Origin of the sequence: Bradyrhizobium sp. SZCCT0148 (assembly GCF_018129985.1) — a bacterium.
GTDB lineage: Bacteria > Pseudomonadota > Alphaproteobacteria > Rhizobiales > Xanthobacteraceae > Bradyrhizobium > Bradyrhizobium japonicum_H.
Genome location: NZ_JAFCKT010000011.1, coordinates 83,921 through 106,112, shown reverse-complemented (window position 1 = coordinate 106,112; position 22,192 = coordinate 83,921). Strand labels below are relative to the sequence as shown.

Here is a 22,192-nt window from a genome sequence, read left to right as displayed (position 1 = left end):
CTATCGTCGTGCCCGGCGCGGAGGCCGCGCGTCGTCGGCCGCGGCGGCCAGCGCAACATCGAGCCGCTCCGTCGGCCCGCCCAGCGCCCGTGTCAGGCGGATGGCCGCGTTCAACAGCAGCGAGGTCATCGTCTTTAGCGTGTCCCGCGTGAAACGCGGCTTGGGCCCCGACAGCGACAAGGCGCCGACACATTTGCCGCCGGGGCCGAACACCGGGCAGGCGAGCCCGGCGCAATCGGGATCACGCTCGCCAAAGGAGACCGCGATGCAGCCCTCGCGAATCTCGTCGTAGCCCTCGCCCCTCTCGCCGTCGAAGGCCAGGATGACGCGGCCGGCCGCACCGCGGTCGAGCGGCAACAGCATGCCGGCCTCGACCCGGTCGAGCGTCGAATGCTGGGAATCGAGGCGAAAGACGCACAGCCTGCGCTTGGCGTCATGCCGCACGTGGAACGACGGGCTTTCGCACCCGTCGGCCACCAGTTGCCGCAACAGGGGCGTCACCCGGTCATGCAGATTATTGCTGCGCTGGTAGACCGCGCCGAGCCGGAACGGCGTCGGGCCGAGATGGTAGCGTCCATCGGCGAACTGCACGAGATAGCCGAATTCCTGCAGCGACGCCATCAGCCGCAGCAGCGTGCTCTTGTACATCTTGGTGCGCCGGGCAAGCTCGGCCAGCGTCATCGGCTCCGGTGCGTCCTCGAAGGCCGCCAAGATGCTCAGGGCACGATCGACGGCGGCAACGCCGGGCGAAGGCATGTCGTCTCCTATTGGGGAAATCCGGAGGGATCGATGAGTTTCGCGATGACGGGAAAATACGCATCGCCCATTCCCTTGTCGATCGTCTCCTCAAAGAGCTCGCGCATCAACGCCGCCCCGCGGAGGTTCAACCCGGCCTGCGCGCCGAGTTCGAGTGCATAGGAGAGATCCTTCATGGCATATTCGGTCGAGAAGGCACGCAGCGGAAACTCCTTGGCGACGATCGCTTTCATGCCATGGTTGCGCAACGCGAAGCTGTCCGCCGAGCCCTTCGACAGCGTCTCCAGCAGCAGCTGTGGATCGACGCCGTTATGCTTGGCCAGCGCCACGGCCTCCGCCAGCGCATTCACCGTCTCGAACAGCACCATGTTGTTGAGAATCTTCGTCACTTGCCCTGCGCCGGTGCCGCCACAGAGGGTCACATCCGTGGCGAAATGCCGAATCAGCGGCTCGACAGCAGCGAATTGCTCAGCCGTCGCGCCGACCATGACGCTGAGCGTGCCGTCCTGCGCTGCCTGGCGGGTGCGCGCGATCGGCGCATCGATCCAGAGCGCGCCTGTGTCGGCGAGCTGCTTGGCAAACGAGCGGGTCTGGCCGACATCGGAGGTGCCGAGATCGATCACGGTCTGGCCGCGCCTGATCTTCGGCAAGATGCTCTCGAAAACGGACTTCACGTGCCGGGCGCTGGGCAGACACAGGAAGATCGTCTCGCTGCCACCGACGACATCCCCGATCGACGGCGCCGTGGCCGCCCCATCAGCCGCGATCCGCGCCAAGGGCTCCTTGGCAAGGTCGAAGGCGAGCACGGTTCGTCCGCTCTTGCGCACCAGGTTGCGACAGATCGGCTCGCCCATGACACCGAGACCGATGAATCCAATTGAGTCAGACATTCCGTGCTCTCCGAAGAATTCCTGAAGCCGGGCGGGCGCATCCCGCCCGGCCCGCGCAGTTACTTGACCAGCGGGCAGCCGCCGTCGCTCATCGGCCGAAACACCTCTTCGCCCGGCTTGGAGCTGACGATCCGGTAATAGTCGAACTTGTACTTGGACTCCTCCGGCTTCTTCACCTGGACCAGGTACATGGTGTGCAGCACGCGTCCGTCCGGGCGGATCGCGACATCCTTGTTATACATGTCGTTGACTTTCAGCTCGTGCATCTTGGCGGCGACGGCCGTCGCGTCGGTAGTCCCGGCCGCCTTGACGGCAGCGAGGTAGTGATGGACGCCGCTATAGACGCCGGCCTGCACCATGCTGGCGACCTTTCCGTCCATCAGGCCGGCATACCGCTTCGACCAGGCCCGGGTTTCTTCGTTGAGGTCCCAGTAGAACGAGGTCGTCACCTGCAGGCCCTGCGTGACCTTCAGCCCGAGCGAGTTGACGTCGGTGATGAAGACGAGCAGGCCGGCGAGCTTCTGACCACCCTCGACCACGCCGAACTCACCGGCCTGCTTGATCGCGGTCTGCACGTCGGCGCCTGATGTCGCGAGGCCAACGACGTCGGCCTTGGAGCCCTGCGCCTGCAACAGGAACGACGCGAAGTCAGCGGTGCCGAGCGGATGCGCGGCCGAGCCGATCACCTTGCCGCCGGCCGCCTCGATGAACTTCGTGGCGTCGCGCTGCAGCGCATGGCCGAAGGCATAATCGGCCGTGACGAAATACCAGGTCTTGCCGCCGGCCCGTGTAATCGCGTCACTCGTGAGTTTCGACAGCGCGTAGGTGTCGTAGTTGAAGTGGAAGCTGACGGGCGAGCAGGACTTGCCGGTGAAATCGGACGAACCGGGGCCCGAGATGACGAAGATCTTGTTCTTCTGCTTGGCGACTTCGAGGATGGCAAAGCCGGCGGAAGAGGCCGCGCCGTCCGCGATCATGTCGACACCTTCGTTGTCGAACCACTTTCGCGCCGTGGCCGAAGCGATGTCGGGCTTGTTTTGGTGGTCGGCCGAGATGATCTCGATCTTCTTGCCCAGCACCTCGTTGCCGAAATCTTCGGCCGCCAGCTTTGCGGCCGCGACCGAGCCGCGTCCGCCATTGTCGGCGAACACGCCGGACTGGTCGTTGAGCACGCCGATCCTGATGACATTGTCGGCTGCAAATGCTGTGCTCATTTGAGCGGCCAGAACAGCCGCCAACATCATACGCAATTTCATAACACACGCCTCCCGTTTACAACTTTTGCTTATCGATGACGTCTTGCAGTACCGGCGCGATGTAGCGACGGAACTGGTCTGGGTTTTCACTCATCGGAAAATGGCCGAGCCGCTCCATGACGGTCGCCTTTGCGCCGGGGATGCCGGCGGCGGTCCGCAGCGTGTCTTCCGGCGTGCAGGAAAAATCATATTCGCCGGTCAGCAGGTAGAGCGGGCACTGATTGACGTCGATGCCACCCGTGCGTCCGCGCAGATCGCCGTCGACGCGATAGAAATAGAGATCGCCCTTGAAGACACCGGGGCCACCCTGCTTGTAGCCCCACAACGTCTCGTTGCGAGCGGCCTCGGGTCCATCCGGCGCGATCAAACCCGACACCAGGGCGGCGCAGACCTCTCCGCCATGGACGTCGGGCCGGTTCAGCCATGTCGTGTCGTACCAGGGCTGCTGGAAGTCCGCCGCCTCGAGCCCGATCAAGGCGCGGAAGTCGCGCGCATGTTCGATCGCGAGGTTGAGCACGATACGCCCCCCGATCGAGCACCCCATCACCACGGGCCGATCCAGCCCGAGCGCTTTGCAGAATGCGCGGATGGTCGCGGTGTAGCTCGCGGTCGTCAGCCGGTATTCGCTGCCATATCGGCTATCGGGCGGATTGGATTTGCCGTGCCAGGGCATGTCGAAAGCGATGATGCGATAGTTTCTGGTGAACTCCTCGTCGACCAGCAGATGACGCCATTGCCGCGCATCGGAGCCTGCGGTGTGCAGACAGACCAACGGAATGCCGGTGCCGTTCTCTTCGAAATAGATCCGGTTGATCTCACCCTCGATCTCGACATGCACGTAGCGGCCAAAGATGGGCTCGATGAAGCCGCCGGTCATGACGCGCCTCCCAAGCCGGTGCGACGTGGCAATGCGAGCAGACCCTTGAAGTATTGAAGATGGGTCATGAAGGGATGGATCTCGCCTTCGAGGGTCGCCTCTCCGCGCTTTGTCAACGCTAGCAGATCGTGCCAACCAGCTGGCGGGCGTGACTGCCAATAGGCCGCCAACGCGGCCGGCGTGGCGCGATATGCGAAGCGCCAGGATCGCATCAACACAGGAGCGCGCGTCATATCCACGATCTGCCCGGCGCGGATTGTGATGTGGAACGGCTGCGTGCTCGGCCCGAGCAGGCAATCGACGTCGAGCCAGCGACCGCGAGCCGTCAACGTCGCATCGCGCGCCAGCAGAGCCGGGATCGCCTCGAAGGCTGCGATGACGGCGTCAGGGCTATGTGGGATCGGCGCATCACTGCTCCCGCCGCCGCGCTCAGTTGTCATGGCTTCATCCCCATCGTTCTATCTATCAGAACATCATTCTATTTTGTGATAGTTCTATACTGGGCTCGCGCATGAACTCAAGTCCCCTGTCGGGGCCAAGAAGCCACATAGGCGCTACCGAAAACCCTATCGGTCGTCGTCAGGCACGCACGTCAGCGACGATCGCCTTCAATGCCCCCTGCGCATCGGTGGGTTTGAGGCGAACCTGCAGACCGCGTTGTCCGCCATTGAGATAGACCAGATCATGCGCAAGCGCGCTCTGCTCGATTACGGTGGGTACCTGCTTGCGCTGGCCGAACGGGCTGATGCCGCCGACCTTGTAGCCGGTGAGGCGCTCGGCCTCCGGCGGCTTCATCATTTGCGCCGACTTGCCGCTCGCGGCTGCGGCGAGCTTCTTCATCGACACTTCCTGGTCGGACGGCACGACAACGCAGACCGGCTTGCCGTCGACCTGCGCCATCAGCGTCTTGAGAACGCGCGCGGGGTCCTCGCCGAGCGCAGCGGCCGCCTGGAGGCCGATACTCTCGGCGTCAGGATCGTAGTCGTAGGCGTGGACGGTGAAGGCAATACCGGCAGCCGTGAGCGCGCGGGTGGCGGGGGTGACCTTGGACATTGGTCACATGTAGCACCGCCATTGCGAGGAGCGAAGGTACGATGGGCTGAGGGCGTATGTGCGCTACACCTTCAGGGCCGTCCCCGCGAACGCGGGGACCCATAATCCCGGGAGGAGTTTGGCCAGGGCTCTTTGTCGAGACTACGACCGTCGGTAATCGTGAGTTCAGGCGGTATGGGTCCCCGCGTTCGCGGGGACGGCAGCGGAGCTTGGAGGCGCTATGCCGCAGGTTCCGCTGGCGAGAAGGCCCTCGCTACTCTGCCGCGTCCCGCATCTCCGCGCGTTCGGCTCTGGCCGCGCAGAATTTGAACTCCGGAATCTTGCCGAACGGATCGAGCGCCGGGTTGGTCAGCAGGTTGGCCGCTGCTTCCGCGTAGCAGAAGGGCATGAACACCATGTTTTCCGGCACGTCGCGGTCGGAGCGGACCTTGACCTCGACGGCGCCGCGACGCGTCTCCAGACGGATGAAATCGCCGGGCGCGAGCTTCTTCCTGTGCATGTCCTTGGGCGACATGAAGGCAACCGCCTCCGGCTCGATCTGGTCGAGCACGTGGGCGCGGCGGGTCATCGAGCCGGTGTGCCAGTGCTCCAGCACGCGGCCGGTCGAGAGCACCATCGGATATTCGGCGTCGGGCAATTCATCCGGCGGAATGACGTGGGCCGGCACGATCTTGCCGCGACCGCTTGCTGTCGGAAAGCCCGTGGTGAAGATGATCTCGTTGCCGGGCACGTCGGGGCCGTCGACTGGATAAGTGACGGCGCCTTCGCGCAGCAGCCGCTCCCAGGTGATGTTCTTCAGCGACGGCATCAATTGCGCCATCTCGGTGAAGACGTCGCCGGGACCGGCATAGTCCCAGGGCAGGCCCATGCGCTTGCCGATCTCCTGGATGATCCAGAGATCCTGCCGCGCATCTCCGGGCGGCTTGACCACCTGACGCGCGAGTTGCACGCGGCGGTCGGTGTTGGTGAAAGAGCCTTCCTTCTCGGCAAACGCAGATGCCGGCAGGATGACATCGGCGTGAAAGGCGGTCTCGGTGACGAAGAGATCCTGCACCACGAGATGATCGAGCATGGCGAGCGCCTGGCGCGCATGCTGCAGATCGGGGTCGGACATCGCGGGATTCTCGCCCTCGATATACATGCCCGTGATCTCGCCGGCATGGATCGCATTCATGATCTCGACCACGGTCAGGCCGCGGACGGGATCGAGATCCTGTTGCCAAAGCTTTTCGAAGCTACCGCGCAGATCGTCGCGGCCGACCGGCTGATAGTCCGGCAGGAACATCGGGATCAGGCCGGCGTCAGAGGCGCCCTGCACGTTGTTCTGGCCGCGCAGCGGATGCAGGCCGGTGCCGGGCCGGCCGACCTGGCCGGTGATGAGCGCCAGCGCGATCAGGCAGCGCGCATTGTCGGTGCCGTGGACATGCTGGCTGATGCCCATGCCCCAGAAGATGATCGACGATTTCGCACGCGCATAGGTCCGCGCCACTTCGCGCAGCGTCTGCGCCGGGATACCGCAGATCGCCTCCATCTTCTCCGGCGTGAATTCCTTGATCTTCTCCTTGAGGTCCGCGAAGCCCTCGGTGTAGCCGGCAATGTACTGGTCGTCGGTCAGGCCTTCGGTGATGATCGTGTGGATCATCGCGTTCAGCATCGCGACGTCGGAGCCCGGCTTGAACTGCAGATGCTTCGTCGCGTGACGCGACAGCGACTGCCGGCGCGGATCCATCACGAAAAGCTTGGCGCCGTTCTGCTTCACCGCGTTCTTGATGAAGGTCGCGGCCACCGGATGGTTCACGGTCGGGTTGGCGCCGATCACGATGATTACTTCGGCATCCATCGCGGCCGAGAACGGCGCCGACACCGCGCCCGAGCTCAAGCCTTCGAACAGCGCCGCCACCGACGAGGCGTGGCACAGACGGGTGCAATGGTCGACATTGTTGGAGCCGAAGCCGGTACGCACCAGCTTCTGGAACAGATAGGCCTCTTCGTTCGAGCCCTTGGCCGAGCCGAAACCGGCCAGCGCCTTCACACCCTTCTCGTCGCGGATCTTGACGAGGCCCTTGGCGGCGATATCGAGCGCTTCTTCCCAGCTCGCCTCACGAAAATGCGTGAAGGGATTGGCCGGGTCGACCTGGTCGTTGGAATCCTTCTTCGCGTTCGGCAGCCGGACCAGCGGCTTGGTCAGACGATGCGGATGGTGGATGTAGTCGAAGCCGAAGCGGCCCTTCACGCAGAGTCGGTTGTGATTGGCGGGGCCGTCGCGGCCTTCCGCATAAATCACCTTCTCGTCCTTGACCTCGTAGGTGACCTGGCAGCCGACGCCGCAGAACGGGCAGAGCGAGTCCACCTTCCTGTCGGCATAGGTGACGCGGGTCTGCTTGTCGTCAAGCATCACGGCCGGCATCAACGCGCCGGTCGGGCAGGCCTGAACGCATTCGCCGCAGGCGACGCAGGTCGACTCGCCCATGGGGTCGTCGAAGTCGAACACGATCTTCGAGCCATGGCTGCGATAAGCCATGCCGATGACATCGTTGACCTGGACCTCGCGACAAGCGCGCACGCACAGGCCGCACTGGATGCAGGCATCGAGATTGACGCGCATCGCCGGATGGCTGGCGTCGGTTGCCCAGCGCTCGGCAGCGGGGAAGCGGCTCTCGATAACGCCTGTCGTCTCGGCCCAGTGCCAGAACTTCGACTCCGGATCGTGGCTGGTCTCGCGTGCCGGCTGGTCGGCGACCAGCAGCTCCATCACCATCTTCTGCGCCGAGACGGCGCGCGCGCTCTCGGTCTTGACCTTCATGCCGACGGAGGGCGTGCGCTTGCAGGACGCGGCGAGCACGCGCTCACCCTCGATCTCGACCATGCAGGCGCGGCAATTGCCATCGGGCCGATAATCCGGCGCGGGAGAATAGCAGAGATGCGGAATCTCGCGTCCGCCGCGCTTTGCGACTTGCCAGATGGTCTCGCCAGGATTGGCCTCGACCTGCTTGCCGTCGAGCTCGAACGTAATCTTGGTCATTCGGCCGCTTCCTTGAACTCGTCAGGGAAATATTTGATCACGGTGGACAGCGGATTCGATGCCGCCTGTCCGAGCCCGCAGATCGAGGCATCGCGCATCGCCTGGCTCAATTCTTCGAGAAGTGCGCGGTTCCAGACCGGTTGCTGCATCAGCTGCGCCGCCTTCTGGGTTCCCACGCGACACGGCGTACACTGGCCGCAGCTCTCGTCCTCGAAGAACTTCATCAGGTTCAGTGCGGCCGCACGCACGCTGTCCTTTTGCGACAGGATCACGATCGCGGCCGAACCAATGAAGCAGCCGTATTTTTCCAGCGTGCCGAAATCGAGCGGGATGTCGTCCATCGATGCCGGCAGGATGCCACCGGACGCACCGCCCGGCAGGTACGCATAGAATTGATGGCCGTCGGCCATGCCGCCGCAATATTCGTCGATCAGCTCGCGCACGGTGATGCCCGCGGGCGCGAGCTTCATGCCAGGATTTTTCACGCGGCCGGAGACCGAGAAGCTGCGCAGGCCATGACGCTCGTGGCGGCCATTGCCCTTCCACCAGTCGGCCCCCTTCTCGACGATGTCGCGCACCCACCACAGCGTCTCGATGTTGTTGATCAGCGTCGGCAGGCCGAACAGGCCGACCTGGAACGGATAAGGCGGCTTGTGCCGGGGCAGGCCGCGCTTGCCCTCGATGCTCTCGAGCAGCGAGGATTCCTCGCCGCAAATGTAGGCGCCGGCGCCGCGGCGCATGTGAAGCGTCGGGCCGCCCGCCGGCAGCTTTGCGATCTCGCGCTCCAGGATCTCGCGCGAGGCCGGATATTCGTCGCGCAGATAGATGTAGATGTCGGAGGCCTGCACCACATGCGCGCCGATCAGCATGCCCTCGATGAACCGATGCGGATCGCTTTCGAGATAGACGCGGTCCTTGAAAGTGCCCGGCTCGCCTTCGTCGCCGTTGATCGCCATCAGCCGCGGACCGGGCTCGCCGAGCACGGCGCGCCATTTGCGCCCCGTCGGGAATCCGGCGCCGCCGAGGCCGCGCAGCGATGCGTCATCGAGCCCCTTCAGCAGATCGTCTTTCGACAATTCGCCCGAGCGTACGCGGTTGAGGAGCTTGTAGCCGCCGCCTGCGACATAGGCGTCGTAGTCGACATATTTTGGCAGGTGCGCGTGGGTGTCGCCCGCCTTCGCGGCCGCCATCACGCTGGCGACGGTCGCATGATCAACGAAGTTGTGGCCGACTTCCGCGGCGGGCGCAGTGTCGCAGCGGCCGACACAGGGTGCGCGGACGACGCGGATGCCGGGACCCGATGCGCTCTGCAGATCTTCGAGCAACCTTTCGCCGCCGAGCATCGCACAGGTGAGCGAATCGCAGACGCGGATCGTCAGCGGCGCGATATCCGGCTCGCCCTCCTTCACCACGTCGAAATGCGCGTAGAAGGTCGCGGTCTCGAACACCTCGGCGAAGGCAAGCTTCATCTCGTCGGCGAGCGCGGCCAGATGCGCGGCCGAGATCTGGTGATATTTATCCTGAATCAGGTGCAGATATTCGATCAGGAGATCGCGCCGCCGCGGCTTGTCTGCGAGCAATTGCCCGATCTCATGGGAGGCGGTGGGATCGACCTGCCGCCCCTTGGGCGTGGCCTTGGCGCGCCGGCGCCCTTCGCCGGGATGCTCGAACGAGCGGACCTTGTGCACGTCATGGCTCATCGATTCGTCTCGATCTCGTGTTCTAGAACCGCTCCACTTCTAACTTCTGGCATGCCAGATGCCAAGCAAATTATCGTGCTCGCGGAAATAGTTATGTCCAAACCAGGGATGCCGTTGAAGCGCAGCTATGCGGCTTCGCGATCATCAGAGGGGTTCAGCAGACAAACGAAGCCTGAATTGGCCCGGAGATCAATAAAGGCTTCCCATGCTGCGATAGCGAAATCGTATCGAATTCGCTCTTGGGGCGACCGGTGCCGCTCCATGCCTCGAAGCCGCCGGTCAGCTCTTGCCCATGCACTCCTCGATATAGAACCAGCGATCGTCGCCCGCGAGGCCCTTGGCCTTCACATCCTTGCGGCAATCCTTGAGCTTCGACTTGTTGGCGCTCCACTTGGCCTTCATGTCCTTGAGCTTCTGCGCGGTCAGCTTGATCTTGCCGGGCTTGGCCTCGGTCGCGGCGGGCGGCGTCGCAGCTGGTGCCGCGGCGGTCTGTGCGGACGCGGATTGCAGGGCGCCGGCGACGAGCAGCACGGCGGCGGCATAAATGAGCTTACGAACCATCGAATTCCCCCGGGGGTTGTTTTGAAACAATCGAAATGAGCGGCGGGCGCGCACGTGGTGCGCTCCCGCCGCGATGAACGCGCGATCAGAAGATCTTGACCGCGCTCTCCAGCGTCTTCCACACGCCCCAGGCCAGCGGCACGCCGACGAAGGCCCAGAACAGCGCCGCCTTGGCGTCAAGTCCGCCAAACCCGATGCCATAGGAGCCATGCGGCCCCGCCGCGGCGGCGCTGGCACTCGCTGCCTGCAACTTGGCGACGTCGGCATCCTTCATGTGCCATTTCGAATCGACCGGCTTGATCAGATAGTTACAGATCAGGCCTGCGATCAGCATCGCGCAGAGGATGTACATCGTCGTATTGTAGAGCTGGTCGCGCGGCACGCCCGCCGCGAGCTGGAACTCGCGGATGTAGTTGACCACGACGGGGCCGATGATGCCCGCCGTCGACCAGGCCGTCAGCAGCCGGCCGTGGATGGCGCCGACGAACTGCGTACCGAACATGTCGGCGAGATAGGCCGGCACGGTTGCGAAGCCGCCGCCGTACATCGACAGAATGATGCCGAAACCGAGTACGAACAGCAACTTCGAGCCCATCGCCGCGAAGGTCGGCGCCAGCGCATAGAGCACGATGCCGAGGATGAAGAACGTGTAGTAGGTGTTCTTGCGCCCGATCTTGTCCGACAGCGACGCCCAGAAGAAGCGGCCGCCGATGTTGAACAGCGACAGCAGGCCGGCGAAGCCCGCGGCGATCGCGGCGATCTGCGCCTTCTGCCCGGCATCGAGCGCGTTGAAGCCGACGTTCGGAAGGCCGATCAGCTTGCCGCCGAAGATCTCTTGCAGCATGGGCGAAGCCATGCCGATCACGCCGATGCCGGCCGACACGTTCAGGCACAGCACCCACCAGATCAGCCAGAACTGCGGGGTCTTGTGCGCATCGTTGAGATGAACGTTGTTCTTCGAGATCATCGCGTTGTCTTTGGATGGCGGGGTCCAGCCCTCGGGCTGCCAGCCGGGCGGCGGCAGGCGATAGCGGAACGCGCCGATCATCATGAATACGAAGTAGATGACGCCCATCGCGACGAACGTCTCCCAGACGCCGACCGAGGTCGGGCTCTTGAAGTAGTTCATGAGAAGGTTCGCCAGCGGCGCGCCGATCATGGCGCCGCCGCCGAAGCCCATGATGGCCATGCCGGTCGCCATGCCGCGGCGATCGGGGAACCATTTGACGAGCGTGGACACCGGGGAGATGTAGCCGAGGCCAAGCCCGATGCCGCCGATCACGCCCGAACCCAGCCACAACAGCCAAAGTTGATGAGTGTAAACCCCGATCGCACCGAGGAAGAGACCGCCGCACCAGCACAGCGCCGAGACGAAGCCCGCCTTGCGCGGGCCCACCCGCTCCAACCAGCCGCCCCAGACCGCGGCCGCGATACCGAGCAGCACGAAGAACAGGGTGTACATCCATCCCATGCTGGCGACCTTCCAGTCGCAGCTGGTCGTGAACAACTCCTGCCATAGCGACATGTCCGGGCAGGCCTTCGGCGCGGTCAAACCGATCGCGCGCGACAGCGGCAGCCAGAACACCGAGAAGCCGTAGGCCATGCCGATGCAGAGATGGATGCACAGCGCCGCCGGCGGCACCAGCCAGCGATTGAAGCCGGCAGTCGCGATCGTGCGTTCTCGATCGAGCAAGCCGGAAGCACCGACCGGTGCAAGAACGGTATCGGCAGTCGTCATAAGCATTTCCTCCCAAGCGCGGCCTTGCCGGCACATCGGTTTGAGACCGTTCATGCGCGTGCTTGGCAGCCGCGCATGACCGGTCGGCCTTCATTCATGCCGAAGTGGAATTACGTGGCGCGCACTGCATCTTGTGCGCCGAGCAAGCAACTGATCGCGGGCGATGTCCCTTCGCCTGCCAACAGCGTTGCAGTGACCTCTATCGCGCCCTCATCCCCCCTCAGCACCCTGTCTTGGTATGAGCAACGGGCGTGCCAGAAGTCGTGTCGTTAGGATTCAACGACTTCCCGCAGCGCAACTCGCTGCGGCGGACAAAATGTCCCGAATTACCGAGACAAAATGTCCAATCAGGTCGCTTCCGGCAGCCACATCGTGAATGTACTTCCGGAACCGAGGTGGCTCTCCACCGTGATCTGCCCGCCTTGGCGCTTGATGAGGGTCTGGCTGATGGAGAGGCCCAGGCCGGTGCCTTGCCGCCGCTTCGTGGTGTAAAAGGGATCGAAAATCTTCTCGATCACCTCATTGCTCATGCCGATGCCGGTATCAGTGACCTCGATGGCGACGCCGTGATGACCGTCGCGCTCGGCATCGAAGGAGCGGAGCGTCAGGGTTCCGCCGTCCGGCATGGCGTGAATCGCGTTGACGATGAGATTGACCAGGACCTGCTGCAGCTCGTTCCGGTTCATCAGCACGAGCCCGCTGGCGCGGTCATCTCTGACCACGGCGATCTCCGTCTTGTTCAGAAGATGCTGCACCAATGGCAGGCAGTCGGAGATGACGCTCGCTGGCGCATGACGCTCGACATAGCCGGCATATTCCTCCGGCCTTGCAAACTGCAACAGCTTGGTCACGATCTGGCTGATGCGGTGAATTTGCTCGTCGAGCAGACGAAACTCGACCTTCGCCTTGTCGGCGTCGGCGCCGAACACGCTGCGGACGACGTCGAGATTGCCCTGCATCACCGCGATCGGGTTGTTGATCTCGTGCGCGACGCCGGCGGTGATCTCGCCGATCGCGGCCAGCTTCTCGGACATGATGAGCTGCTTCGTGGTGGCCTCGAGCTTGAGATTGGCGTGCTCGAGGTCCCGGGTGCGCTCCAGCACGCGGACGTTCAGCTCCTCGTTCCATTCCCGGAGCTGTCGGTCGCGCTCCTGGATCTGGTCGAGCAGGCTGTCGAGATGAACCGCGACGCGGCCGATCTCGTCGCCCAACACCGGCATGTTGGTGCGGGCGGAAAGGTTCCCGCGCTCCACCTCGCCGATTGTCGCCGTGACGCGCTCCAGCGGCATGAAGATGGAAGTCGCCCAGCGCAGGAAGATCGGTACGGTCGCTATGGTGATCGCGATGAAGGCCGCGATGATGATCGCCAATGTCTGGTATTTCGCTTCGCTGAACGGCTTCTCCAGAAAGCCGACATAGAGCATGCCGACCCGCTTGCCGTAACTGTCGGCCAGCGGCTCGTAGGCGGAAATGTACCAGTCATTGACGACGAACGCGCTGTCGAGCCAGGTATGCCCCTCACCCAGCACGGCCGAGCGCACCGCAGCCGACACCCGCGTGCCGAGCGCGCGACGTCCCTCGAACAGACGGACGTTGGTCGATATCCTCACGTCGTCCAGGAACAGCGTCGCGGTGCCCTGGCTGCCCTCCGGCAGACTCGCCGCGCGGTAGACCAGATCGTTGATCGTGTCGATGAATTCGAGATTCTGGTTGAGCAGCGTGCCGCCGACCAGCGCGGCGGCGCCGCCGTCGGGCAGCATCGCCCGGCTCGCCGCATGCACGACCATGCCGCGCGTCTCCGTGCTGCGATTGGTCGGCACCGCGTTCGGGGTCGGCACCAGGTCCAATCGCGCGCGCTCGGCCAGGGCCGGTGAAATCGCGGCAAGCTCGTCATTGCCGAAAATGTCGACCCCCGTCGCAGCGACCTTGCCCGACAGCGCCGACATGACGATCGGCCAGTCATGTCTCGGTTGACGCTGCAGCGGCGGCGATGAGGCGAGGACGTCGCCGCGATCGTTGATCAGATACAGGAAGTCAAGCCCGATCTCCTTGCGGGTCTCGTCGAGCAGCTCCCGCAGCGAGCCGTGAGCATCCGGCCCCAGCACCTCGTGGAAACGGGCCGACAGGCCGAGCGCCCGGATCTGGACTCCGGTCTTCTCCAGAATGCGGGCGAGATATTGGTGGGCGATGGTGAGATCGCCGTTGACCTTGGAGATCAGGGCAGCGTCGAATTTCGCGTTCCAGCGAAAGATCGCAACGCCGAGCAGGAGCGGCAGGATGACCAGCATCGGCAGCAAGGCGATCGCGAGCAACCGGAAGCGGACGGAGCGTCCCCGCACGAGCTCGTCGTTGCGGCGGGCATCATCAGACATCCCATAACGCGCATTTGCGATCGATGGTCTTGCGCGACACACCGAGCCGCCGGGCCGCCTCCTCGCGATTGCCGTTGACCTCCTTCAGCACACCGAGGATGTGACGGCGCTCGAGCTCGGCGAGGCTGTCGGCAGGCGCCGACTGACCGTCGTTGCGAGGACCGGCAAAGTCGTCGGGGAACGCGCCGAGGATCAGCGTACGCTCGATCAAATTGCGCAGCTCGCGCACGTTGCCGGGCCAGTCATAGCTTGCGAGCGCCGCCCGCACCGAGGCGTCGATCGGCACCGGCGGCATGCCGAGCTGAGCCGACAGCTTGCTCATGAAGAGGGCGGCCAACTCCTGCACGTCATCGCCGCGATCCTTCAGGAGCGGCAGGTGAATCTGCATCACGTTGAGCCGGTAGAACAGATCGGCACGGAAGCGCCCCTTCTCGACCTCCTTCTGAAGCTCGGCATTGGTTGCGAAGATGAAGCGCAGGTCGACCGGAACTTCACGCTCGGAGCCGACCGGACGGACGCGGCGGTCTTCGAGCACGCGGAGCAGCTTGCTCTGCATCGGCATCGGCAGCTCCCCGATCTCGTCGAGGAACAGCGTGCCGCCATGCGCGTACAGGAACAGGCCCTCACGCCCCGAATCCGCGCCGGTGAAGGCGCCCTTGATGTGTCCGAACAGCTCGGCCTCGATCATCTCCGGCGGGATCGCTGCGCAATTCACGGGCACGAAGGGCTTGTCGGCGCGGTCGGACAGCGAGTGGATCGAGCGTGCTGCCACTTCCTTGCCGGTGCCGGATGCGCCGGTGAGCAGAACCGAGGTCGGCAGGCGCGCGACGCGGGCGATGGTCTCGCGCACGCGCAGCGTTGCAGCCGACTGCCCGATCAGATTGTCGCGCAGGAAGGTGCGGTCGGACGAGGCTCGCAGCGCGTAGCGCAGAACATAGTTCTCGCGCTGGAGGCGGACACGGTCGAGGCATCGGGCCACGGCGTTGAGGATCTGGTTCGAGCGGAACGGCTTGAGCACGAAGTCGGCCGCGCCGGCGCGCAGGGCCTGGATCGCGGTGTCGAGGTCGGCATAAGCGGTGATCAGGATCGCGTCGGCGAAAAAGCCGACGGCGCGCTGCTCGGCGAGCCAATCGACGCCGTTCTTGCCGGGCATGATGTTGTCGAGAATCACGACGTCGTAGCGGTTGGAATCGAGCTTGCGCGAGGCCTGGTCCGTATCGGCGGCCTCGTCGACCAGCTTGCAGCGCGGTCCCAGCGTGCGCATCAGAAAATTGCGCATGCCCGGCTCGTCGTCGACGATCAGGATCGAGGCCTGCGCCAGCGCCCCGAACTCCGGCCCTGCAGCCGTCTTGCCGGACTTGACGGCCGGCTCGCGTCCCACCGCAGGACTTGCGGCAACGCCTGCCCTCGATGTTGAGAAAGTCATGCCCGATGTCTTAGGTTTGAGAGTCTAGGTTTGAGCTCATTCCACTGCACCCAATGGCGCTTTTCGCATTGCAGCGAAGTTCCGGCCGTTCCCCCGCAGGCGCAACATAGTCAAACGTCGTCGCCGTGAACATTCGCCTTTCTACGAGGCGTTGCTCTTTTCGACCAGAAACACGATCCGCGCCTCGTTGCGCTCGGTGATCTCGACCTTGTCGCCGGTCTCGCGGATCAGGTTCGGAATGTCAATCACCGACAAGGGATCGGTGCAATGGACCTCGAGCTGATCGCCCGGCTGCAACGGCTTGAGCGCCTTGCGCGTCTTCAGGGCGGGCAGCGGGCATTTCAGTCCGGTGAGGTCGAGCGTCGTTCTGGTCATGGACGCAACATGGCGGGGCGAGGCGGTGCGGTCAACGCAAGTCTCTACAGCAGATCGGCGTAGGACAAAAAGCCTACGTCCTGCCCCGCCTCGACTTGCGTGATGCTCTCGCCGAGTTCGACGAGGCCGTCTGTCTCGACCAGCGAGGACAGCAGCCCCGCCCCCTCGCGCGGAAACTTGACGGCCTCCAGCCGACCGTCCTGCGCGCGCCGCAGGGAGACGCGCACATATTCGCGGCGTCCGATCTTTTTCGTGTAGGTGAACGCAGCGTGCACCGGGATCGGCAACAGCGGCTCGGGCAGCCCACCCGCCAGCGCCAGCACCGTCGGCCGCACCACGTGGACGAAGGTGACGAAGCTCGCGACCGGATTGCCCGGCAATCCGATCAGAGGCGTGCCGTCGATGATACCCATCGCCACGGGCCGACCGGGCTTGATCGCCATCCGCCACATCACCAGCGAGCCGATGCTCTCGACCGCCGCCTTGATGTGGTCCTCTTCGCCGGTCGAGACGCCCCCGGTCGTGAGGACCAGATCATGAGAGCCGGCCACCTGCTTCAAACCATTGGCGAGCGGAATGCGCTCGTCGCGCAGGATGCCGAGATCGCTGACCTCGCAGCCGAGGCGGCGCAGCATCGCCATCAGCATGAAGCGGTTGGAATCGAACAATTGCGAGGCCGCGCGCGGCTCGCCGGGCGAGGCCAACTCGTTGCCGGTGGAGAACACCGCGACACGGATGCGCCTGACGACGTCGAGACGGGTCAAACCGAACGCAGCGGCAAGCGCGACATGCTGCGGCCGCAGCCGCTGGCCGACGCGCAGCGCGACGTGCCCCTTCGCGATGTCCTCGCCTGCTGGACGAACATTTGCGCCGGGCTTCAACCCCGACGGCAGCACGATCTTTCCGGCATCGTCGATGCGGACATCCTCCTGCATGAAGACGGTTTCGGCATCCGGAGGCATCGGCGCGCCCGTGAAGATGCGCGCAGTGTGGCCCGGCTTGATCGGCGCCTGCGCAAGGCCGCCGGCCTGGATGCGGCCATCGAGCGGGAATGCCCGCTCCGCAGCTTGCGGAATGTCGGCGTTACGCACGGCGTAGCCGTCGACGGCCGAGTTGGTGAAGGGTGGCAGCGGCAGCGGCGCTGCGACATTGCGCGCCAGCACCCGCCCGTCCGCCTCGACCAGCGCGACCGTCTCGATATCGGCGATCGCTTCGACGCGTGTCGTGATCAGGCGAACGGCCTCGTCGACCGACATCATCGGGCCGCCGAAGGCAAAGCAATCGTTCGAGAGTTGCGCCATGGTGCCTCGTCAGCGCATCGCGGCGCTCTTCGCCACCGCTTCCTCGACCGGCATCGCCGCGCGCAGCAGCAGCGCCGCGGCCGCCGCGATATCGTCGAGATGGACAGTCGGCAGCCCGGTGTCAATGGCAGTGTCGGCGGCAATCCCGGCAATTCCGGGATCGTCGGGAAACAGCAACGGCTTGCCGTTCGCCGCGCGATGCACCTCGATCTTGCGATGCGGCTCGCGCTTGAAGCCCTCGACCACCACGAGATCGACCGCAGACAGCTTGCCCAGGAGTTCCGGCAGCCGCGGCTCCGCCGCCCCGCGCAACTCGTGCATCAGAGCCCAGCGGTTTGACGACGCCACCAGCACCTCGGCTGCACCGGCCTCGCGATGGCGCCAGGAATCCTTGCCGGGCACGTCGACGTCGAACTGGTGATGCGCATGTTTGATGACCGAAACGCGCAGGCCCTGCGCGATGAAGTGCGGGATCAGCCGCGTCAATAGCGTGGTCTTGCCCGCACCGCTCCAGCCTGCAAGGCCGATGACTTTCATTCCAGCTCCGTCTCAGCAAGCCGCATGGTCTGTGGTGGAACCACCGCTCCCTCCCCGTCATTGCGAGAAGCGTAGCGACGAAGCAATCCAGACTGTCAGCGCGGAAGTAGTCGGATTGCTTCGCTACGCCCGCAATGACGAACGGAGGGATTCACCTATTCTCGCCCATGCTTATATCGGCTTGACCCGAATGTCATGCTAACCTCGCGGCCATGATGAAGATCGACAAAGCCCCAGTGCCCCTGATCCTCCCCAATCCGGACGACCCGCGCCTGACCCAGAGCGTGACCGGCACCGACCAGACCGGTGCCAAGATCGAGATCAAGGTGCCGATGGAGCGGCCGCTGACGCTCTATTTGAATTCGCAGGAGATCGTCACCATGATGACGATCGGCGACTATCCCGAATATCTGGCGCTCGGCTACCTGCTGAACCAGAACATGCTGAAATATAACGACGCTGTTACCGAGGTCGAATACGACGACGACCTCCAGGTGGTCGTGGTGCGCACCACACATCACACCAATTTCGAAGCCAAGCTGAAGAAGCGCACGCAGACATCCGGCTGCGCACAGGGCACGGCCTTCGGGGACTTGCTGGAGGCTGTCGAGAGCGTCGCGCTGCCGAAGGCGGAGCTGCGCACATCCTGGCTGTACCGGATGACGCAGACCATCAACACTATGCCCTCGCTCTATCTCGAAGCCGGCGCGATCCACGGCTGCGTTCTGTGCAAGGAAGGCGCGCCGCTCTGCTACACCGAGGACGTCGGCCGCCACAACGCCGTCGACAAGATCGCCGGCTGGATGTACCGCCACGGCGTCGATGCTGGCGACAAGATCCTCTACACCACGGGGCGGCTCACCTCGGAGATGGTGATCAAGACGGTCCGCATGGGAATTCCGATCCTGGTGTCGCGCTCCGGCTTCACCGCCTGGGGCGTCGATCTCGCAAGACAGGTCGGGCTGACGCTGGTCGGACGCACGCGCGGCAAGCGCTTCATCGCGCTCGCGGGCGAGGAGCGCATCGTCTACGACCAGGATCTCGCTTACGTCGAGGAAGAGTCGGCGAAGCACAAGCGCAAGGGTGAAGCTGGTGACGACTGACATTCCGCGAACGCAAGGCGTGCTGCTCGCCGGCGGTCTGGCGCGGCGCATGGGCGGCGGCGACAAGCCGATGCGTACCATCGGCGGCCGCACCATTTTGGAGCGCGTGATCGCGCGCGTGTCACCACAATGCAGCGGGTTAATCCTTAATGCGAATGGTGATCCCGCGCGTTTCGCATCTTTCGGCCTGCAGGTCGTCGCCGACGACGTGCCCGGCTTTCCCGGTCCGCTCGCCGGTATTCTCGCGGCGCTCGACTGGACCGCAGCAAATCGACCGGGCGTCGAATGGGTGCTCAGCGTCGCAGGCGACTGCCCGTTCCTTCCCCGCGACCTCGTCGCGCGCCTGCACGATGCACGCGAGCGCGAGAACGCACGGCTCGCGGTCGCCGCATCAGGCGGGCAGTCGCATCCCGTAGTCGGCCTGTGGCACGTCGCCTTGCGGGACGATCTCAGGCATGCGCTGGTCGTCGAGGATCTTCGCAAGATCGACCGCTGGACCGCGCGCTATCCGCTCGCGACGGTGAATTGGCCGGTCGAGCCGCTCGATCCGTTCTTCAACGCCAACACGGTCGAGGACATCGCCGAAGCGGAGCGGCTGGCGGCGCTGGATGACGCGGCCTAGCCGCCTTATGATTTGGGAAATTCATTGAGGAGTTGTGCCCAGACGACCGCAAAGGCGACCAGCCCGCAGAGGCCGATGGCCGTGGTCACGCGCGGCAACCGATGGAGCGCGATCAGCAGCCAGGCCGGCAGGAAGAAAAACGCGAAGATCATTCCGAGCGGGAAGACCGCGAGCCATTGAAAGCCGGTGCCGTCGCCCTGGGGCACCTGGGCGATGAAATAAAAGGTATAGAGCCAGAACAGCGTTCCGGCGGCGGCGACGAGGGTCGCAGCCTTGCGGAAATTGAAGACGGCTGGCGTGGCCATGGCTTGGATCATGTTTCTTGGTCGCGGCTGCAGCCATCCGAGTTCATGGCGCCGTTCGAACCGCACCAAGGCCGGCAGCGACCAATATTGTGACGCGGCCCGGATGAGCCATGACCGACGATTTCCTGAATGCCATCTTCACGATTGTCGATTTCGCCGTCGATCTGTCGGAAACGATCGACAGCACCAAGCGGAGCAAGCCTGACATCGTCGAGGTCCCGCCAGACCCGACGGCTCCGCCCCCTGGCGCGCAGCGTGCGCTCGCGGAGGTCGAGGCGCGGGCGCGCGAGGCTGCCATGATGGTCAGAACGTCGTAGCGGCAAGCTTTTTGGGATAAGTTCGTTCAGGCCGGCCGGAAGCCCGCCCGTTCCAACGCCGCACGCACCTCGTCCGAGCCCAATGCCTCGAGTAACGCCTGCACGGCCGGGCGCTGCTTGCGCGCCGTCACCAGCGCGAAGTCGTAATGCTCTTCCGCGTACGGAATGAAACCGAGGCCGGCGGCATGGGCGACCGGCGCAATGGTCATGCCCCAGTCGGCGCGGTGCTGCGCGACGGCCGCGGCAACCGCGTTGTGCGAGCGCGGCTGGTTCCAATAGCCTTCCGGGCGCGCGCCGTCGAGCAAGCGGTCGATCAGCATGCGGGTGCCGGCGCCCTGGTTGCGGTTGACCATGATGCAGGCGGGATCAGCGAGCGCCGCGGCGACGGCCTGTTTCGCATCAAGGCCTTCGAAACGCCTGTCGCCCTTGCGGAACACGATGCCCTGCATCCGCCGCCATCCGGGCACGAGTTCGAGCCCCTCGACAAGGTAGGGCGAATTGTAAGTCTCGCTCTTGTCGTCGAACAGATGGATCGGCGCGAGATCGCATTCGCCGCGCTTGGCGGCCGCGAGTCCGCCGAGGCTGCCAACGGAGATCGAACGCACGTTAAGGCCCGCATGCGCGAGCTGTGCAGTGACGAGATCGAGGCCAGTGCAGTGACTGCCGACGATGACGAGATCGGGCACACGTACATGCGGCGTGAACAGCGTCACCTCGGCTTCGGTCCCCGCCGGCATCTGGTCGGCGAGCGCATCGATCCGCAAAAAGCCGTCGGCCTGCGCGAAGGACGTGATCGCACCAGACCCCTTGCCGGAGGGATAGGCGATCAGACCGTCGCGGCCCTCGACAAGCGAGACCATGACGAATTCGGTGCGGCCGAGCTCGGAGGCAATACGCACCGGCACGGTTGCGCTCACCTTTGCATCGGCGCGCGGCGGCAGCCCGGCCAGCTTGCGCAGCACCGGCACGATCATGTCATGGAAGGTGAACATCGCCGAAGTCGGAAAGCCCGGCAGGATCACCACCGGCTTGCCGTCGCACACCGCAAGGCACAGCGGCTTGCCGGGCTTGAGCGCGATGCCGTGCGCGACGATGCCGGGCCGGCCGAGCCGGCCGATGATGCGATGGGACAGATCGCCGGCGCCTTTTGAGGTACCGCCGGACAGCACGAGCATGTCGGTACCGGCAAGTGCCCTGCGCATCGCGGATTCGAGTTTCGCTTCATCGTCTGGAATGGCACCCAGGAAGACTGCCTCGCCGCCGTTCTCGTCGATCGCAGCCGTGACGATCGCGCCGTTGGTATCGTAGATCGCGGCGGGCGGAAGCGCCTCGCCGGGCTGAACCAGTTCGTCGCCGGTGGAGATCACGGCCACCCGCGGCCTGCGCGCGACGTTCACCTCGGCAATGCCGCACGCGGCCAGCATGCCGATCTCGCGCGAGCCGATGATAGTGCCGGCGCGCAGCAGCGCCTCGCCGCGCGCGATGTCGGACCCGGCGTAGGACACGAATTGCCCCGGCGAGGCGGCGCGGCGCACATCGATCGCATCGGATCCAGCTGGCTGGGTGTGCTCGACCATGACGACCGCGTCGGCACCACGCGGCAAGGGACCGCCGGTGGCGATCGGCGTCGCGGTTCCCGCTGCCACTTGCATCCTCGGCGCAACGCCGCAGTGAATGCTCTCGCCGTTCAGCGTGAGGCGCCGCGGGGCGCCTTCGGATGCCACCGCAAGGTCGGCCGAGCGCACGGCAAAACCGTCGACATTGGAGCGATCGAACGGGGGAACGTCGATCGGCGCGGTGATGTCTTCGGCCAGCGCCAGGCCGAGCGCATCGCCGAGCTTGCGCTGCTCGCTCGGAACGGCGCGCGGGAACAATGCGGCCTCGAAGCGCGCCAGGGCCTCCTCACGCGAGAGGATCTTGAGGAACTGCTCTTGTTCGAGGGCGCTGCGGATCTGCGATTGCGGGTTCATCGACATGCGAA

Annotated in this window: 20 protein-coding genes; 3 read left to right on the top strand and 17 right to left on the bottom strand. The window is 64.6% G+C overall.

Annotated elements, in window-relative coordinates; translation table 11 throughout:
- From JQ580_RS26385 to mobB, 15 genes are all read right to left on the bottom strand, one after another.
- Positions 1 to 756 (bottom strand): IclR family transcriptional regulator, encoded by a 756-nt coding sequence (locus JQ580_RS26385; protein ID WP_212283120.1) that lies wholly within the window; start codon positions 754 to 756, stop codon positions 1 to 3.
- A gap of 8 nt (positions 757 to 764) precedes the next feature.
- Positions 765 to 1,646 (bottom strand): NAD(P)-dependent oxidoreductase, encoded by an 882-nt coding sequence (locus JQ580_RS26380; protein WP_212283111.1) that lies wholly within the window; start codon positions 1,644 to 1,646, stop codon positions 765 to 767.
- Between the two features lie 59 nt (positions 1,647 to 1,705).
- Positions 1,706 to 2,860, bottom strand: coding sequence for an ABC transporter substrate-binding protein (locus JQ580_RS26375; RefSeq protein WP_311982488.1), 1,155 nt, complete (start codon positions 2,858 to 2,860; stop codon positions 1,706 to 1,708).
- Positions 2,861 to 2,918: 58 nt separating this feature from the next.
- Positions 2,919 to 3,779 (bottom strand): alpha/beta fold hydrolase, encoded by an 861-nt coding sequence (locus JQ580_RS26370; protein ID WP_212283109.1) that lies wholly within the window; start codon positions 3,777 to 3,779, stop codon positions 2,919 to 2,921.
- Positions 3,776 to 4,219 carry a hypothetical protein gene (locus tag JQ580_RS26365; RefSeq protein WP_212283108.1) on the bottom strand — a complete coding sequence of 148 codons (444 nt, stop codon included), beginning with the start codon at positions 4,217 to 4,219 and terminating at the stop codon, positions 3,776 to 3,778. Before JQ580_RS26365 ends, JQ580_RS26370 begins: the two co-directional genes overlap by 4 nt.
- 139 nt (positions 4,220 to 4,358) lie before the next feature.
- The gene (ybaK, locus tag JQ580_RS26360) at positions 4,359 to 4,832 is read right to left on the bottom strand and encodes a Cys-tRNA(Pro) deacylase (RefSeq protein ID WP_212283107.1); all 474 of its coding nucleotides are present in this window, start codon (positions 4,830 to 4,832) and stop codon (positions 4,359 to 4,361) included.
- Positions 4,833 to 5,085: 253 nt separating this feature from the next.
- Complete coding sequence (gene fdhF, locus JQ580_RS26355) at positions 5,086 to 7,854, bottom strand: formate dehydrogenase subunit alpha (protein WP_212283106.1); 2,769 nt, start codon at positions 7,852 to 7,854, stop codon at positions 5,086 to 5,088.
- Entirely contained in the window at positions 7,851 to 9,554 is a 1,704-nt protein-coding gene (locus JQ580_RS26350) for an NADH-ubiquinone oxidoreductase-F iron-sulfur binding region domain-containing protein (RefSeq protein ID WP_212283105.1), read from the bottom strand. Before JQ580_RS26350 ends, fdhF begins: the two co-directional genes overlap by 4 nt.
- 279 nt (positions 9,555 to 9,833) lie before the next feature.
- A complete protein-coding gene (locus JQ580_RS26345; protein ID WP_212283104.1) occupies positions 9,834 to 10,115 on the bottom strand; it encodes a hypothetical protein in 282 nt (93 codons plus the stop codon).
- 85 nt (positions 10,116 to 10,200) lie between these two features.
- Entirely contained in the window at positions 10,201 to 11,853 is a 1,653-nt protein-coding gene (locus JQ580_RS26340; RefSeq protein ID WP_212283103.1) for an OFA family MFS transporter, read from the bottom strand.
- Between the two features lie 347 nt (positions 11,854 to 12,200).
- Complete coding sequence (locus tag JQ580_RS26335; RefSeq protein WP_212283102.1) at positions 12,201 to 14,225, bottom strand: sensor histidine kinase; 2,025 nt, start codon at positions 14,223 to 14,225, stop codon at positions 12,201 to 12,203.
- The gene (locus JQ580_RS26330) at positions 14,218 to 15,651 is read right to left on the bottom strand and encodes a sigma-54-dependent transcriptional regulator (protein ID WP_212283101.1); all 1,434 of its coding nucleotides are present in this window, start codon (positions 15,649 to 15,651) and stop codon (positions 14,218 to 14,220) included. The genes JQ580_RS26335 and JQ580_RS26330 overlap by 8 nt, the downstream gene beginning before the upstream one ends.
- A gap of 141 nt (positions 15,652 to 15,792) precedes the next feature.
- The gene (locus JQ580_RS26325; protein ID WP_212283100.1) at positions 15,793 to 16,026 is read right to left on the bottom strand and encodes a sulfurtransferase TusA family protein; all 234 of its coding nucleotides are present in this window, start codon (positions 16,024 to 16,026) and stop codon (positions 15,793 to 15,795) included.
- A 44-nt stretch (positions 16,027 to 16,070) separates the two neighbouring features.
- Positions 16,071 to 17,327 carry a molybdopterin molybdotransferase MoeA gene (locus JQ580_RS26320; protein WP_212283099.1) on the bottom strand — a complete coding sequence of 419 codons (1,257 nt, stop codon included), beginning with the start codon at positions 17,325 to 17,327 and terminating at the stop codon, positions 16,071 to 16,073.
- 9 nt (positions 17,328 to 17,336) lie between these two features.
- Positions 17,337 to 17,864, bottom strand: coding sequence for a molybdopterin-guanine dinucleotide biosynthesis protein B (gene mobB, locus JQ580_RS26315; RefSeq protein WP_212283098.1), 528 nt, complete (start codon positions 17,862 to 17,864; stop codon positions 17,337 to 17,339).
- 212 nt (positions 17,865 to 18,076) lie between these two features.
- Here mobB and JQ580_RS26310 point away from each other — a divergent pair, with 212 nt between their 5' ends.
- Both JQ580_RS26310 and mobA read left to right on the top strand, forming a co-directional pair.
- Positions 18,077 to 18,967: a formate dehydrogenase accessory sulfurtransferase FdhD gene (locus JQ580_RS26310; protein ID WP_212283097.1), complete on the top strand. Its 891-nt coding sequence runs from the start codon at positions 18,077 to 18,079 to the stop codon at positions 18,965 to 18,967.
- Positions 18,954 to 19,589, top strand: a complete 636-nt coding sequence (gene mobA / locus JQ580_RS26305) for a molybdenum cofactor guanylyltransferase MobA (RefSeq protein WP_212283242.1) — start codon at positions 18,954 to 18,956, stop codon at positions 19,587 to 19,589. The genes JQ580_RS26310 and mobA overlap by 14 nt, the downstream gene beginning before the upstream one ends.
- Before the next feature lie 5 nt (positions 19,590 to 19,594).
- On the opposite strand, the gene JQ580_RS26300 is transcribed toward mobA, so the two are convergent.
- A complete protein-coding gene (locus JQ580_RS26300; protein ID WP_311982493.1) occupies positions 19,595 to 19,960 on the bottom strand; it encodes a hypothetical protein in 366 nt (121 codons plus the stop codon).
- A gap of 44 nt (positions 19,961 to 20,004) precedes the next feature.
- Here JQ580_RS26300 and JQ580_RS26295 point away from each other — a divergent pair, with 44 nt between their 5' ends.
- Positions 20,005 to 20,211 carry a hypothetical protein gene (locus tag JQ580_RS26295; protein ID WP_212283096.1) on the top strand — a complete coding sequence of 69 codons (207 nt, stop codon included), beginning with the start codon at positions 20,005 to 20,007 and terminating at the stop codon, positions 20,209 to 20,211.
- A gap of 26 nt (positions 20,212 to 20,237) precedes the next feature.
- Here the strand turns inward: JQ580_RS26295 and JQ580_RS26290 are convergent, their stop codons facing one another.
- Positions 20,238 to 22,187: a molybdopterin biosynthesis protein gene (locus JQ580_RS26290; RefSeq protein WP_212283095.1), complete on the bottom strand. Its 1,950-nt coding sequence runs from the start codon at positions 22,185 to 22,187 to the stop codon at positions 20,238 to 20,240.
- Between the last annotated feature and the right edge of the window lie 5 nt (positions 22,188 to 22,192).